This window comes from Rhizobium etli 8C-3 (assembly GCF_001908375.1).
Classification (GTDB): domain Bacteria; phylum Pseudomonadota; class Alphaproteobacteria; order Rhizobiales; family Rhizobiaceae; genus Rhizobium; species Rhizobium etli_B.
Genome location: NZ_CP017241.1, coordinates 3,408,146 through 3,422,318, shown reverse-complemented (window position 1 = coordinate 3,422,318; position 14,173 = coordinate 3,408,146). Strand labels below are relative to the sequence as shown.

Annotated in this window: 17 protein-coding genes; 9 read left to right on the top strand and 8 right to left on the bottom strand. The window is 60.4% G+C overall.

Annotation, left to right across the window (positions count from 1 at the left end):
- Positions 1-17: 17 nt before the first annotated feature.
- From AM571_RS17090 to AM571_RS17080, 3 genes are read right to left on the bottom strand one after another with little or no spacing between them, the layout of a single operon-like run.
- Positions 18-1,082 (bottom strand): 5-(carboxyamino)imidazole ribonucleotide synthase, encoded by a 1,065-nt coding sequence (locus AM571_RS17090; RefSeq protein WP_074062427.1) that lies wholly within the window; start codon positions 1,080-1,082, stop codon positions 18-20.
- A complete protein-coding gene (gene purE / locus AM571_RS17085) occupies positions 1,079-1,573 on the bottom strand; it encodes a 5-(carboxyamino)imidazole ribonucleotide mutase (protein ID WP_074063317.1) in 495 nt (164 codons plus the stop codon). Before purE ends, AM571_RS17090 begins: the two co-directional genes overlap by 4 nt.
- Positions 1,574-1,592: 19 nt before the next feature.
- Entirely contained in the window at positions 1,593-1,796 is a 204-nt protein-coding gene (locus AM571_RS17080) for a YdcH family protein (protein ID WP_027508067.1), read from the bottom strand.
- A 228-nt stretch (positions 1,797-2,024) separates the two neighbouring features.
- Between AM571_RS17080 and AM571_RS17075 the strand changes: the two genes are divergently transcribed.
- Positions 2,025-2,198 (top strand): YdcH family protein, encoded by a 174-nt coding sequence (locus AM571_RS17075; protein ID WP_074062426.1) that lies wholly within the window; start codon positions 2,025-2,027, stop codon positions 2,196-2,198.
- A 159-nt stretch (positions 2,199-2,357) separates the two neighbouring features.
- Here AM571_RS17075 and AM571_RS17070 read toward each other — a convergent pair whose 3' ends face one another.
- A complete protein-coding gene (locus AM571_RS17070; RefSeq protein WP_074062425.1) occupies positions 2,358-2,618 on the bottom strand; it encodes an ArsR/SmtB family transcription factor in 261 nt (86 codons plus the stop codon).
- An 80-nt stretch (positions 2,619-2,698) separates the two neighbouring features.
- Positions 2,699-3,463, bottom strand: coding sequence for a sulfite exporter TauE/SafE family protein (locus tag AM571_RS17065; RefSeq protein ID WP_074062424.1), 765 nt, complete (start codon positions 3,461-3,463; stop codon positions 2,699-2,701).
- 107 nt (positions 3,464-3,570) lie between these two features.
- Between AM571_RS17065 and AM571_RS17060 the strand changes: the two genes are divergently transcribed.
- The 6 genes from AM571_RS17060 (at position 3,571) to AM571_RS38390 (ending at position 9,196) form a co-directional block, all read left to right on the top strand.
- On the top strand, positions 3,571-4,224 hold the full coding sequence (locus AM571_RS17060) for a thiamine phosphate synthase (protein ID WP_074062423.1): 654 nt from the start codon (positions 3,571-3,573) through the stop codon (positions 4,222-4,224).
- Between the two features lie 10 nt (positions 4,225-4,234).
- A complete protein-coding gene (locus tag AM571_RS17055) occupies positions 4,235-5,314 on the top strand; it encodes a tetratricopeptide repeat protein (RefSeq protein WP_074062422.1) in 1,080 nt (359 codons plus the stop codon).
- Between the two features lie 195 nt (positions 5,315-5,509).
- A complete protein-coding gene (locus tag AM571_RS17050; RefSeq protein ID WP_074062421.1) occupies positions 5,510-6,310 on the top strand; it encodes an inositol monophosphatase family protein in 801 nt (266 codons plus the stop codon).
- Between the two features lie 115 nt (positions 6,311-6,425).
- Positions 6,426-7,520, top strand: coding sequence for a flagellar motor protein MotA (locus tag AM571_RS17045; protein WP_074062420.1), 1,095 nt, complete (start codon positions 6,426-6,428; stop codon positions 7,518-7,520).
- Between the two features lie 3 nt (positions 7,521-7,523).
- A complete protein-coding gene (locus tag AM571_RS17040) occupies positions 7,524-8,555 on the top strand; it encodes a peptidoglycan -binding protein (protein ID WP_074062419.1) in 1,032 nt (343 codons plus the stop codon).
- Positions 8,556-8,986: 431 nt separating this feature from the next.
- Positions 8,987-9,196 (top strand): hypothetical protein, encoded by a 210-nt coding sequence (locus AM571_RS38390; RefSeq protein ID WP_420493357.1) that lies wholly within the window; start codon positions 8,987-8,989, stop codon positions 9,194-9,196.
- Positions 9,197-9,226: 30 nt separating this feature from the next.
- On the opposite strand, the gene AM571_RS17030 is transcribed toward AM571_RS38390, so the two are convergent.
- Both AM571_RS17030 and AM571_RS17025 read right to left on the bottom strand, forming a co-directional pair.
- Positions 9,227-9,415 carry a YegP family protein gene (locus tag AM571_RS17030; RefSeq protein ID WP_074062417.1) on the bottom strand — a complete coding sequence of 63 codons (189 nt, stop codon included), beginning with the start codon at positions 9,413-9,415 and terminating at the stop codon, positions 9,227-9,229.
- Positions 9,416-9,481: 66 nt separating this feature from the next.
- Positions 9,482-10,465, bottom strand: a complete 984-nt coding sequence (locus AM571_RS17025) for a Bug family tripartite tricarboxylate transporter substrate binding protein (RefSeq protein WP_074063316.1) — start codon at positions 10,463-10,465, stop codon at positions 9,482-9,484.
- 235 nt (positions 10,466-10,700) lie between these two features.
- Between AM571_RS17025 and AM571_RS17020 the strand changes: the two genes are divergently transcribed.
- Positions 10,701-11,918: an adenylate/guanylate cyclase domain-containing protein gene (locus tag AM571_RS17020; RefSeq protein ID WP_074063315.1), complete on the top strand. Its 1,218-nt coding sequence runs from the start codon at positions 10,701-10,703 to the stop codon at positions 11,916-11,918.
- A 3-nt stretch (positions 11,919-11,921) separates the two neighbouring features.
- On the opposite strand, the gene AM571_RS17015 is transcribed toward AM571_RS17020, so the two are convergent.
- Complete coding sequence (locus tag AM571_RS17015; protein WP_081377116.1) at positions 11,922-13,793, bottom strand: ABC transporter transmembrane domain-containing protein; 1,872 nt, start codon at positions 13,791-13,793, stop codon at positions 11,922-11,924.
- A 123-nt stretch (positions 13,794-13,916) separates the two neighbouring features.
- Here AM571_RS17015 and rpmE point away from each other — a divergent pair, with 123 nt between their 5' ends.
- Positions 13,917-14,138 (top strand): 50S ribosomal protein L31, encoded by a 222-nt coding sequence (rpmE, locus tag AM571_RS17010; protein ID WP_027508080.1) that lies wholly within the window; start codon positions 13,917-13,919, stop codon positions 14,136-14,138.
- Positions 14,139-14,173: the final 35 nt, after the last annotated feature.

The window sequence follows — 14,173 nt, the reverse complement described above, 5'->3', positions numbered from 1 at the left end:
GTTTTCTCGGGCAAAACCTAGGCTTTCCCCGTCAGTACCGTCACATGCCCCATCTTCCGGCCGGGGCGGGATTCGGTCTTGCCGTAGAGGTGGACGAAGGTATTGCGGCGTTTCAGCCATTCCGGCAGGCTCAAGATATCGTCACCGATCAGGTTCTGCATCACGCATTCGGAATGACGCTCCGCGCTGCCGAGCGGCAGCCCGCCGACGGCACGGACGTGCTGCTCGAACTGCGAGACAACGCAAGCCGCCTCGGTCCAGTGGCCGGAATTGTGGACGCGCGGCGCCATCTCGTTGGCGATCAGGCTGCCGTCTGCAAGGACGAAGAATTCGATGCCGATGACGCCGACATAGCCGAGCGAGGAGAGGATTGCTTCCGCCGCCTGGTGTGCAGCCGTGGCTGTCGCCTGTGAGATCGACGCGGGTACCGTGGAGGTGTGCAAAATGCCGTTGCGATGTACGTTCTGCGCCGCATCATAGGCGACGACGCTGCCGTTTGCTGCGCGGGCGGCGATGACGGAAATCTCGCGCTCGAAGGCGACGAAGCTCTCCAGAATCAGCGGCACGCCGCCGAGTGCGGCATAGGCGCCTTGTGCGCTGTCGGCGGCGGAACGGAATACCTTTTGGCCCTTGCCGTCATAGCCAAGCCGACGCGTCTTGAGCACGCCCTGGCCGCCGAAGTCCTTTAACGCCTTGTCAAGCTCGCTTTGGCTATCGACGGCGTGAAAGCGCGCGGTCGGGATGCCGCATTCATTGATGAAGCGCTTTTCGACAAGACGGTCTTGTGCCACTTCCAATGCCTTGGGCGGGGGGTAGACGGGAACATTCCTTGCCAGGGCCTCGGCTGCCGAAACCGGTACATTCTCGAATTCGTAGGTTACGACGTCACAGGCCTTTGCCAGTTCGGCAAGCGCGGCGGGATCGTCATAGGCCGCAACGATCTGGCGGTTGGCTGTCTGCGCGGCGGGACAATCTGCCTGCGGTTCCAGGATGATCGTCCGGAAGTTCAGCCGTGCTGCTGCCATCGCAAGCATGCGCCCGAGTTGGCCGCCGCCGATGATGCCGATCGTCATTGCCGTCATAGGTTGTCCATTGGATAATCGGCAATCGAGGCGCTTTGCCGTTCGCGATATTCATCGAGACGCTCGGCGATGTCCTCGTCCGAAAGCGCAAGAACGGCAGCGGCCAGGAGCGCTGCGTTGATTGCACCTGCCTTGCCGATCGCAAGCGTGCCGACCGGGATGCCGCCTGGCATCTGGACGATAGAAAGAAGGCTGTCCTGGCCCGACATCGTCTTCGACTGGACGGGAACGCCGAAGACCGGAAGCGGCGTCAGCGCCGCCGTCATGCCGGGAAGGTGGGCGGCGCCGCCCGCACCGGCGATGATTACCTTGAAGCCCTCGTCGCGTGCGGTCTTGGCAAAATTCACCATGCGCTCGGGCGTTCGATGCGCCGAAATAATGCGCGCTTCATAAGGAATTTCCAACGTCTCGAGCGTGTCGGCGGCGTTTTTCATGGTCTCCCAGTCGGACTGGCTGCCCATGATGATGGCGACGGGCGGTCTGTCTGTCAGCGTCAACGGCATTACCCTTTCAGGCGATGATATCCGGAATGATCTGGTCTTCCAGCTTGGTCAGCTTGTCCTTGATGGCGAGCTTCTTCTTTTTCATGCGCTGGATGCGCAACGCGTCGCATCCCATGGCAATCATGGCGTTGATCGCGGCGTCGTAATCCTCGTGCTCCTGACGCAATCGCGCCGCCATGAGCCTGATTTCCGCCTGTTCCTGATCGGCCATTCGTACTCCCCATAATCGTCTTCGGACGTTGTCCGGCCTGGCGATGATTTCCGCAAGCTCCTATCACCAAATAGCGGCAGCGGCTAGTTGGTGTTGATCATGAATTTGCCACGGACTGAGCACGTTTTCGCCTTCGACAAGGATGTAAAAATATGTCACATTCCAAAAGTTGACGCCTAGAACTCCAGCGATGGATGGCTGGGGAAGGCAAGAGGAAGGAAGGGTCTAATGACTGTTCAAGCTCATCTTGAGTCACTCGAGAAAAAGCATGTAGCTCTTGAGGAGGAGTTGCATTCGCTGATGACATCTCCCTCCAGAAAAGACACCGACATTGCGGATTGCAAGCGCAGAAAGCTGCGCATCAAAGACGAAATCCAACGTCTGAAATCATCCGTTCACTAAGCAATAATGCCGATTGCCGGCACGCTGATCCTGCAGCATAAGAGGATAAAATCCAGTCTTTCAAACGGGTTAGTGAAGATCGGCGATTTTTGATAATATCATGCGCCAGTCCCAAACAGTGCGGAGTTGGGCTGGCGCATTTTCTATTGGACAAAGGCTTCACGCCCAGAATTGATCAAGCCACAGATTGAGCCTGTCGAAGCCACGGTTGTTGACCGCATAGATGCGCCTCGTGCCTTCACTGGTCACCGACACGAGGTTGCTGTCGAGCAACGCCTTCAGGTGCTGCGAGACCGCCGGCCGGCTGATGGGCAGGCTTTCGGCGAGCTCGTTGACCGTTTTCGGCGCGCGCCGCAACTGCTCCAGCAAGAACCGCCGGTTCGGATCTGATATCGCGGCGAAAGGGTCGGTGGTCGACATGGCGGAAAGCTACGTCAAAGGCAGCGTCCGGGCAAGGAAATTGTGCGCCGCAACCGAGCAGCACTTGCCGGCGTCATGACTTAGAATCCAAGGCCTTCGTGAATGATCAGAAGGGCTGCGATGAGTGCCATTGCATACATGAACGGATAGAAGATCTCCGGCTTCATGCGCTTGACGCACCAGGCGCCAGCAATCGTGGCAAGCGGCGCGAAAGGCAGCAATGTCGCCGATGTCACGAGATTCTTGGTATCAAGCTGGCCAAGCGCAAAATAGGGAACGAGTTTCACCGCGTTCAAGATTGCAAAAAAACGTACGCTGGTGCCGGTGAATTCGCGTGGCGGCAGTTTCAAGGGCAGGGCGTAGATCTGAAACGGCGCGCCGCCGGCATGGGCGACGAAACTGCCATAGCCGGAAAGCGTGCCCCAGGCGCTCGCCAGCAAGGGGCTCTGGCCGCGCGGCAGGACGACCTTTCCTGAACCGGGGCCGAAACTGTTCCAGAAATAGCGGGCGCAGAAGAGTACGGTGACTGCGCCGATGACCACGCGCAAGACATTGCCTGGCACCAGTGCCGACGTCGCCCAGCCGACCGCGATGCCGAAGAGGGCGCCCGGCAACATGATCTTCAGCGTCGCCCAATCGCCGTGCTTGCGCCAGACGACAAGCGAGATCATGTCCATGAAGATCAGGATCGGCAGCAGGATGGCGGCCGCTTCGACAGGCGAGACAACCAGGGCTAAAATAGGAACGCCGATCAAGGCCAGTGCGTCGCCCATGCCGCCCTTGGCGAGACCGACGAGGAGCACGGCAGGCACCGCGGCATAAAAGAATGACAGTTCCGGCAGCATGCTTTTCAAGCCCTCCCCTTGCCAGCCCCGTCTAACGGAATTACTCACACAAAACGAGCGTGGATTTGCCGTCTGCTGGCGAAATCCGCTGAAAATGGAAAGTGCTCATGACCGGACCGGAAAACCGCTGCCGCCTTGTCCTGATCGTCCCGGACATCGCTGATGCCGACGAGCAGGCAAAGATTGTCGCCGACGCGCTCAAGGGCGGCGATGTTGCCTCGGTGATCGTGCCGCAATACGGACTCGATACCGGCGCGTTTCAAAAACATGCCGAGAAACTGGTTCCGATCATCCAAGATGCAGGGGCAGCGGCGCTGATTGCGGGCGACAGCCGCATCGCCGGACGCTCGAAGGCCGACGGCTTGCATTTGACGGGCTCAGCCGCCGAAATCGCCGAGGCGATCGACAAACATGCCGGCAAGCTGATCATCGGCGGCGGTAAAGCGAGCGACCGCCACACGGCTTTGGAGATCGGCGAGGCGCGGCCGGACTATATTTTCTTCGGCAAACTCGACGGCGATATCAAGCCCGAAGCGCATCCGAAGAACGTGGCGCTCGCCGAATGGTGGGCCTCGATGATCGAAATTCCCTGCATCGTCATGGGCGGGACCGACCCGGCATCTGCCCTTGTCGTCGCCGAGTCCGGTGCCGAGTTCGTGGCATTGCGCCTGGCGGTGTTTGGCGAGCCGGGTCTTGCCCCGTCGGTTGTCGCGCAGGTCAACGCGCTTCTTGACGAAAAAGCGCCACGGTTTGAGGATTGATATCGCGGCCATGCCGATCCTCTCCGCCCGTTTGCGCCGATTTGTCCTGTCTGCCGCCGTCTTCGCGGCCGTTTTGCCGTGTGGCGCTTCGGCCCAGACCGTCGACAACGTCGTGACACGTCCGCTTGGTTCAAAGGCCGAACCGTTCAAGACCAACCGGCCGGCGGAAGGAGCACAGCCCTCTACCGGTCTCGGCGTCTTGGACCGCATGGGCGCCAAGCTGCCCGACCTGCCGCCGGAGAAGGATTACAAAGGGCCTATCGATACGGCTTACGGCGCCTATCAGCGCGGTTACTACCTGACGGCAATGCAGCTGGCGCTACCGCGAGCCCAGCTTGGAGATCCGGCAGCACAGACGCTCATTGCCGAAATGCAGTATGCCGGGCTCGGCGTTCGCCGCGATCTGAAGAGTGCTGCGTTCTGGTACGGCAAGGCGGCCGAAGGCGGCGATGCGGCGGCGATGTTCAAATATTCGCTGATCCTGATGGCCGGAGAGCTCGTGCCGCGCGACAAGGCGAAGGCGGACGATTACATGCGCCGGGCAGCCGACGGCGGCAATCCTTCGGCGCAATTCAACTGGGGGCAGTTGCTGACGACCGATCATCCCGGCCCCGAAGGACTGAAGCTCGCGCTTCCCTACTATGAGAAATCCGCCCAGCAGGGTATTGCCGACGCCCAATATGCCGTGGCGCAAATCTATTCCGTGCTTGCCGATTTGCCGAAGCAGAAAAAGAAGCTGGCGCGCGAATGGCTCGCCCGCGCAGCGCGCGCCGGTTACGACACCGCTCAGCTCGATCTCGGCGTCTGGCTCGTCAATGGCACAAACGGACCGCGCGACTTCGTGAAGGGCTTTCAGTGGATGAAGCTTGCCGCCAATCGCGGCAACGTCGCGGCGCAGAACAAGCTCGCACATCTTTATATCGGTGCGCTCGGCACCAAGCCTGACCCCGTCGAAGCGGCGAAATGGTACGTGCTCTCGCGCCGGGCAGGCCTACCCGATCCTGAGCTTGAGGATTTCTACCTTGGCATCGAGGACACTCAGCAAAAGCAGGCGATCGACCGGGCGAACAGGTTCCGCCGCTTGCCCTGACGTTTGGTGCAGGGCGTGCGAAGCCTTATGGTGCCGGCGACCTCTTTCAGCCTCCGCAACGCTCTCCCCTTGAAATTTGCCTGATTTTGTGGTCTTGAGGCCGCCATCTAACTAAGAGCGCTGCCCTTTCCGGCGATCAGGGACCTTTCCCGCCCTGACAGCGCACCCCGTACCAGTTCCAAGGAAAATGCCCCAATGGCCCGTTCTGCTCTCCTCAATGTCATGGTTCAGGCTGCCGTAAAGGCGGGAAAGTCGCTGGGGCGTGATTTCGGGGAAGTACAGAACCTCCAGGTTTCGGTGAAGGGGCCGGGCGATTTCGTATCCAATGCTGACCGGAAGGCTGAAAAGATCGTCAGGGACGAGCTCTTGAAGGCGCGCCCGACTTATGGGTTCCTTGGCGAGGAGAGCGAAGAGATCAAGGGCACGGACGGCGCGCACCGCTGGATCGTCGATCCGCTCGACGGTACGACCAACTTCCTGCACGGCATTCCGACATTCGCCGTGTCGATCGCGCTTGAGCGCAATGGCGAAATCGTTGCGGGCGTCGTCTTCAATCCGGCGATGGACGAGCTCTATACCGCCGAGCGCGGCGGCGGCGCCTTCTTGAACGACCGCAGGCTGCGCGTCGGTGCGCGCCGCGTTCTTTCGGATTGCGTCATCGGCTGCGGCGTGCCCCATCTCGGCCGTGGCAATCACGGCAAGTTCCTCGTCGAGCTTCGTCATGTGATGGGCGAAGTGGCCGGCATCCGCCGCATGGGCGCTGCCTCGCTCGATCTCGCTTATGTTGCCGCTGGCCGCTTCGACGGCTTTTGGGAAATGGCATTGTCGCCATGGGACATGGCAGCCGGCATCCTGCTTATCCGCGAAGCCGGCGGCTATGCGACCGATTGGAACGGCGGCTCGGATATCCTCGATGGCGGCGCGATCGTCGCCGGCAACGAATATATTCACAAGGCGCTGTTGGAGACCATCAAGCGCCCCATCCCTGCGAAGTGAGAAAAGGTCGCAAACCGACTGTTGTAAAGACACGCTTTTCTCTGCCCGCGCACTTCAATTCGGCACAATGTTGATCTAGTCTTCGGCTGCAAGCAATCCGGAGGGCTGCGCAACCATGGAAAATGTGAATGCGGCGGAATTCGGCTCGACCGAAAAACCGAGCAGCAACTATGTCTATAAACTTTCCAGCCCGATGCCGTTCCTCTGGACGATGCTCCTGTTCCTGGTCATCGTCGGCTTCATCGCTTCCATCCTTTTCCGGCAGACGCAGACAGCGTTCATGCACAATCCGGGGCTCAACGGCCTCATCGTCGGCGTGCTTGCGGTCGGCATCATCCTGGTCTTCAGCCATGTGCTGGCGCTTCGTCCGGAAGTGCGCTGGTTCAATTCCTTCCGCGCAGCCGGCAGTGCAGACAAGGTAAACCGCAATCCGAGACTGCTTGCACCGATGCGGGCGCTGATCGGTAACCGTAAGTCAACGGCGACGCTTTCGACGACGGCGCTGCGCTCCATTCTGGATTCGATTGCGACCCGCCTCGATGAATCGCGTGATACGTCGCGCTATCTCATCGGCCTTCTCGTCTTCCTCGGTCTTCTCGGTACCTTCTGGGGTCTCATCGGCACGATCGGCTCGATCAGCGGTGTCATCCAGTCGCTGGATGCGGGCTCGAACGGCACCGGCGACGTGCTGACCACGCTCAAGGAAGGTCTGTCCTTGCCGCTGTCGGGTATGGGTCAGGCCTTCTCGTCGTCGCTGCTTGGCCTTTCCGGTTCGCTCATTCTCGGCTTCCTCGATCTTCAGGCCGGCCGGGCGCAGAACCGCTTCTACACCGAACTCGAAAACTGGCTTTCCTCGGTGACCGATGTCGGGTCGGATATTGCCGTTCCGGCGCTCGACCCGGGTACGTCTTCGGAGGACCTTCGCGCGATGTCGGACTATCTGAAGAAGGTTGCCGAAGAAGGCGGAGCAGGCAGCCAGCGCTCGGTTGCCGCCATGGCAAGTCTTGCCGAAGGCATTCAGGGGCTCGTCAAGAACATGCGCAACGAGCAGCAGATGCTGCGCGACTGGATCGAAGCGCAGCAGGACGAGGCAAAGGCCATGCGCCGCACGCTCGATCGGCTGGCCGAACGCATCGGCGCGCAGGAAAAGCAAAGTGGCCTCGACAGAAGCCACCGCGCCAGCCAGACCGAAAAGAGCGAGGGCAAGTAAGCCATGGCGCTCGCCAGAAACCGCCGCCGCCACGGCGAAATGAACTACTGGCCAGGTTTCGTCGACGCACTGTCGACGCTTTTGATCGCCATCATGTTCCTGCTGACGGTCTTCGTCGTCGGCCAGTTCATTCTGAGCCGCGAGATTTCCGGCCGCGACGAAGTGCTGACCCGCCTCAACAGCCAGATCAACGAACTGACGCAGCTGCTCGCGCTTGAGAAGGGCAGCAAGCAGGATCTCGAGGATTCCGTTGCCAACCTGCAGGCTTCTCTGGCGACTGCTGAAGGTGACCGCTCGAGGCTGCAGGCATTGCTCGATGCCGGTTCCGGCGGAAAGGATGCGGCACAACAGCGCATAGGCGGGCTGACGAAAGAACTCGACGAACAGAAGCAGCTCAGCGACCGGGCGCTCAGCCAGGTCGAAATTCTCAACCAGCAGATTGCGGCCCTGCGCAGCCAGATCGCGGCCGTCGAGGCGGCACTTCAGGCATCGGAGCAGAAGGACCAGAGCTCGCAGGCGAAGATCGCCGATCTGGGCCGGCGGCTGAACGTCGCGCTGGCGCAGCGGGTTCAAGAACTCAATCGCTACCGCTCCGACTTCTTCGGCCGCCTGCGCGAGATCCTGTCGGACCGCGAAAATATCCGCATCGTCGGCGACCGTTTCGTCTTCCAGTCAGAGGTTCTTTTCCCGTCCGGCAGTTCCGATCTAAACATTGAAGGCACGACGGAGATGACGAAACTTGCCGCTGCGCTGCTTGATCTTTCGAGGGAAATACCGCCGGAAATCAACTGGGTGCTACGGGTCGACGGCCATACCGACAGTGTGGCGCTTTCGGGGGCCGGCCGCTTTCGCGACAACTGGGAGCTTTCCTCGGCGCGTGCCATCTCCGTTGTCAAATACCTGATTTCGCAGGGCGTGCCTTCCGACCGCCTCGTTGCAGCAGGGTTTGGCGAATTCCAGCCGATCGCGCCCGGCGACACGCCGGAAGCGCGCGCCACCAACCGCCGCATCGAGCTCAAGCTGACCGAAAAATAGTAGGACAAGCAGACGCCTGCAGAAACCGAAGGCTCCGCCACCATCCGCTGTCATCAATGAAATCGTGATGGCAAGTCCTGCGGTTTAGGCATGCGAACTTATGCCGATGGATGCAGCCGAGGCGTTCGGGACGGAATTCGCAGCAGAACCCGCCCGGGCCGGTGCAAGCCTATTGGACAAGGGGAAGATTTCATCGCTCGCATGACCGCTGGAAGAACGCATCGAACGCATCAATTGCGCTGATCGGGGAAAACCGGCCCGACACTGCGCATCGGCGCGGGAAGATCGCGGCGCGCGATCGGGAAATCGACGACGCCTGTTCCAAGGATGCACACTGCCATTGGCGGCACACGAACTCACATTGGCGACAAGCTGCTGGGGACGGCAAAGCCGCACCGGCTAATGGATCCCAACCCAGGCCCCTGATCGCCGTGCGGCTGCATATCCTTTCGCAAAAGTCGCTGGGCGGCCTGCAGACCGATCTGCCGGTGATCCGTATGAACGGTGATGCAGTGCCGGCTCTTTATGCCGCCGGTCAGTCGCCGGGTCCGGCGGAGGCGGCATGCACGGCTACAAAGCGCTTGAAGGACCTTCTCGGCGGTTGCATCTTTTCGGGGAAGCTGGCGGAAAGGGCCGTGTGAGGCGGCGCCTTTGGAGCGCCGCCATTCTGATTAAGCCGTGGCCGCGGTCTGGTCGTCGACCGTTGCGCCTGGCGAATTCTTCTTGATGGATTCAATGGCGCTCAGCGCGGATGCCTTGGCCTTGTAGCCCTCCGAGCTGAACATCGATTCGCCGTTCGAAGCCTTGAAGCGGAAACGGAATTCGCCAGCCTTGTCCTTATACACTTCAAATTTATACATCGATTATCTCCCAATTATCAGGAAGTTGCCTCGCTAACGGGAGACAATCTAGTGCAAAAGTTGAACCTATTCCATCTGGATATTCGCACCCTTGACGATGGGTCCCCATTTGGCCAGTTCCGCCTTTACATGTGCGCCGAGTTCCTCCGGCGTGGAGCCGACGATCGTGGCGCTGAAGTCTTTCATGCGCTCGGCGACGGCCGGGTCCTTCATAGCCTTGTTGGCGGAGGTGTTGAGCTTTGCCACAACATCCGCGGGTGTATTGGCCGGCGCGAAGAGAGCGTTCCAGGTATAGGTCTCGTAACCTGGAACGCCGGACTCAGCGATGGTCGGAATATCGGGGAAGGATGGAGCGCGCTTTTCCGTCGTGACCGCCAGCGCTCGCAGCTTGCCGGATTTAATGTGGCTGGACGACGACGGCAGGTTATCGAACATGATCGACACCTGATTGCCCAGCAGATCGGTCAGCGCCGGGCCTGCACCCTTGTACGGGATGTGCTGCATCTTGACCCCGGCCATCGAGTTGAACAATTCGCCGGAGAGATGAAGCGGCGTGCCGTTGCCGGAGGAAGCATAGCTCCATTTGTCCGGCTCGGCCTTCAAAAGCGCGATCAGTTCCTGTACGTTCTTTGCAGGCAGCTCCGGATTGACGACGAGCACGTTCGGCACGATGACAAGCAGTGAAACCGGCGCGAAATCCTTTTGCGGATCGTAAGGCGTGGATTTAAGGATCAGCGGGTTCAGCGCGTGCGTCGCGACCGTTCCCATCAGGATCGTGTAGCCGTCCGGTTCTGCGCGCGCAACGTTGCCCGCCCCCAGATTGCCGCCTGCACCGGCAACATTCTGAACGATCACCTGCTGACCAAGGTCTTCCGACATCTTCTCGGCGATGATGCGCGCCACGACATCGGTCGATCCGCCGGCGGCAAAGGGAACGACTAGCGTAACTGCGCGCTCCGGAAACCCTTCGGCCTGCGCGGCTCCGGCGCTCAAGGCCGCAAGCACGCCGAGGCCGAGTGCCATGCGGCGGGTCATATTGAAAAGTGCCATTCGATTCTCCTCCCGGAATTCAGCGATGATGCCGCCCGACTGCATCAAATCGGGCAAAGGAAGGGTAGGGCGGAGGCGGATAAAAGCAACCGAAAGCGGCTGCATGGAAATGCAACTTTAGTCGCTGAGGCAAACTATGCGACTATTGATATTACAATCCGTCCTCCGATAACCATCTATGCGAAAGACGCATTTGAACGTGTATGCTTGGCGGGACGAGATCGTGGAGTTTGACATGCAGCCGGTATCCAACCCATTTCCGGCAGTTGAGGACGAGGAGGACGGTCTTTGGCCGGTGCGCCGGCACAAGATCCTCGACTGGCTGATCAATGAAACGCGCAACCAGCGGTTCATCGACAATATACTCGTGGAGATGTGCGAGCGGCTGCGAGCTTCGGGCGTCCCCGTCGCCCGCGCGACGATGCATTTCCGGACGCTGCATCCTCAATGGCTCGGCGCGCGCATCCTCTGGCGTCCAGGCTTGCAGGAAGCAAACATCACCACCTTCGGCTATGGCGTCGAGACAACGTCGCAATTTTTGAACAGCCCGATGAACGAGATCTTCAGCGGCGGCCAAGAAGTGCGGCAGAATCTCGAGAAAGAAGTCGCTTCCTATCCGCTCTATGGCGAGTTGCAGGGCGAGGGGCTGACGGACTATGTGGCCTGGCCCATGGAGCACACACTCGGAAAACGTCACGTTATTACCTTCTCAAGCGACAGGCCGGGCGGCTTTGAGGAAGACCATCTGAGCTTCCTAAAGGATCTTTTGCCGGCGCTCACGCTTGTCACCGAGATCCGGATCAAGAACATTCTGGCCCGCACCTTGCTGCAGACCTATGTCGGGCCGCATGCCAGCGAGCAGATTCTTGCAGGCGCCACGACCCGCGGCAGCGGCGCAACGGTCGGCGCCGCGATCCTCATCTGCGACTTGCGCGACTTCACGACGATCTCCGACTTGTGGCCGCGCGACGATGTCATCGAACTGCTCAACGCCTATTTTGATGCCATGTCGGAGCCAATCGAAAAGCACGGCGGCGAAATCCTGAAATTCATGGGCGACGGCCTGCTGGCCATATTTCCACTGACCAATCCGGATGCCTGCCGCAATCTCCTGCGGTCGATCAAGGAAGCGCAAGCGGCAATGACCGAGCTCAATCGCTTCAACGCGCAGAGGGGACATGTGGAGCTGCGCTATGGCGTCGGCGTGCATGTGGGGGATGTCATGTACGGCAATATCGGTTCGCGCAAGCGGCTCGACTTCACCGTCATCGGTCCGGCCGTCAACATTGCATCGCGGCTGGAGACCCTGACCAAGGACATTAAGCGTCCTGTGCTGCTGTCCAAGGCCTTCGTCGAAATGGCAGGGTGCGAAAACGATCTGGAAAGCCTCGGATCCTATCCGCTGCGCGGCCTGGACGAGCCCGTGGATGTCTACGCGTTTCCTCGGGGGTAACACCTATTTAGCGGTAGCCAGAAACTCTTCCGCGCCTGCATCGAACTGCAGCTTCGCCAGCTTGGCATAGATGCCGCCGTGGCGGATCAGGCTTTGATGCGTGCCTTCCTCGACGATGCGGCCCTGATCCATGACGAGGATGCGATCGGCTTTCAGGACGGTCGCAAGGCGATGGGCGATGACGAGCGTCGTGCGGCCGTGCATCAGGCCGTCGAGCGCCTTCTGCACCAGTGTTTCACTTTCCGCATCAAGGGCTGACGTCGCTTCGTCGAGCAGAAGGGTCGGGGCGTTCTTCAGGATCGCGCGGGCGATGGCGATACGCTGGCGCTGGCCGCCGGAAAGCGTGATCCCGCGCTCGCCGACCTCGGTGTCGTAGCCCTTGTCCAACCTTGCGATGAATTCATCGGCCTGGGCGGCAATCGCTGCGGCGCGCACCGCCTCGCGCGTCGCACCGGGGCGGCTGAAGGCGATGTTGTCGTGGATCGAAGCGGCAAAGATGGTCACGTCCTGGGGCACGATCGCCATGCGTTCGCGCAGTTCGCCGGGCGTTACTTCGCGCGCGTCGACACCATCGATGCAGACGCTGCCCTGCTGGGGATCGTAGAAACGGAGCAGCAGGGAAAAGACCGTGCTCTTGCCGGCGCCTGACGGGCCGACGATGGCGACGGTTTCACCCGCCGTCACATTGAAGCTCAGGCCATGCAGCGCCGACTTTGCGGGGCGTGAGGGATAGGCGAAGTGCACGTTCGAGAATTCGACGCGTCCACGGGCCGGAACCGGTAGCCTCTCCGGTTTTTCCGGTGCTGCGATCGTCGGAACTTCGTCCAGCAGCTCGCTCAGCCGGTCGGCGGCGCCTGCAGCCTGCGACAGTTCTCCCCAGACTTCCGACAAAGCGCCGAGAGAGCCGGCGGCGATGACCGAATAGAGCAGGAACTGCCCGAGCGTGCCGGCCGACAGCGTTCCCGTCAGAACATTGTGCGCCCCAACCCAAAGCACGGCAACGACACTGCCGAAGATCAAGGTGATTGCAATGCCTGTCAAAAGCGCGCGCGAGCGGATGGCCGAACGTGCTGCCTCATAGGCGGATTCGACGGCAGAGCCGTAGCGGCTTGCGGCCGCATCCTCGCCGTTGAAGGCCTGGACGGTGCGCGTGGCAGCAATCGTCTCGTTGGCGAAAGCGGAAGCTTCGGCGAGCGTATCCTGCGCGGCACGGGAGCGCTTGCGCACGGAACGCCCGAAGCCGACGAGCGGGAAGACGATCAGCGGGATTGCGCCGAGCACAAGACTTGAAAGCTTTGGCGACGTCACGATCATCATGACCATCGCGCCGAGACAGAGGATCAGGTTGCGAAGCGCCACCGAGGCCGTGGCACCGACAGCCGATTTGATCTGCGTGGTATCGGCCGTCAGGCGCGACATGATCTCGCCCGACTGGTTGACATCGAAGAAGGAGGGAGAAAGCCGTGTGACATGCGCAAAGACATCCCGGCGCAGATCCGAGACGATGCGTTCGCCGAGGGTGATGACGAAATAGTAGCGAAAGGCGCTTGCGGCCGCGAGTATTACGGAGATGACCAACAACATGGCAAAGTAGCTGTTGATGAAGGTGCCGTCAGCCCGGGTGAAGCCATGATCGATCATGCGGCGAACGGCAAGCGGGAGCGTGAGCGATGTCACGGCGGCAACGGTAAGCGAAACCAGCGCGCATGCGACGATGCCGCGGTAACGCTTCACATAGGGTGCCAGCCTTGCGAGCGGCTTTAAGGAACGCGACTTCTTTTCGGCTGTCTGCACTGCGTTTGCCAAATCATCTCCAATCGCCCCAATACCGCTGATCAGCAGCTTGTAGGCCCTTGTTATCGGGGCAGCCTTCATGTATAGGCACCGCATCCGAATGGGAAGCCGTAGCCTTAGCGACTGCGGCTTCATTTATTCAATCGGTTCTCTTGCCGCAATGACTTGCGTCAAATTGGACCCTGGCATCGCAGGAAGATTGTTATGAAGGCTGATATCCATCCCGACTACCACGTCATCAAGGTAGTGATGACCGACGGCACCGAATACGAAACCCGCTCGACCTGGGGTTCGGAAGGCGCTGTCATGAACCTCGAAATCGATTCCAAGTCCCACCCGGCTTGGACCGGCGGCAACCAGCAGCTCATGGACCGCGGCGGCCGCGTGTCCAAGTTCAACAAGCGCTTCGGTGGCCTCGGCCTCTAATCGCTTCTGCGGTAGCGAATTTGAAAAGAGCCCGG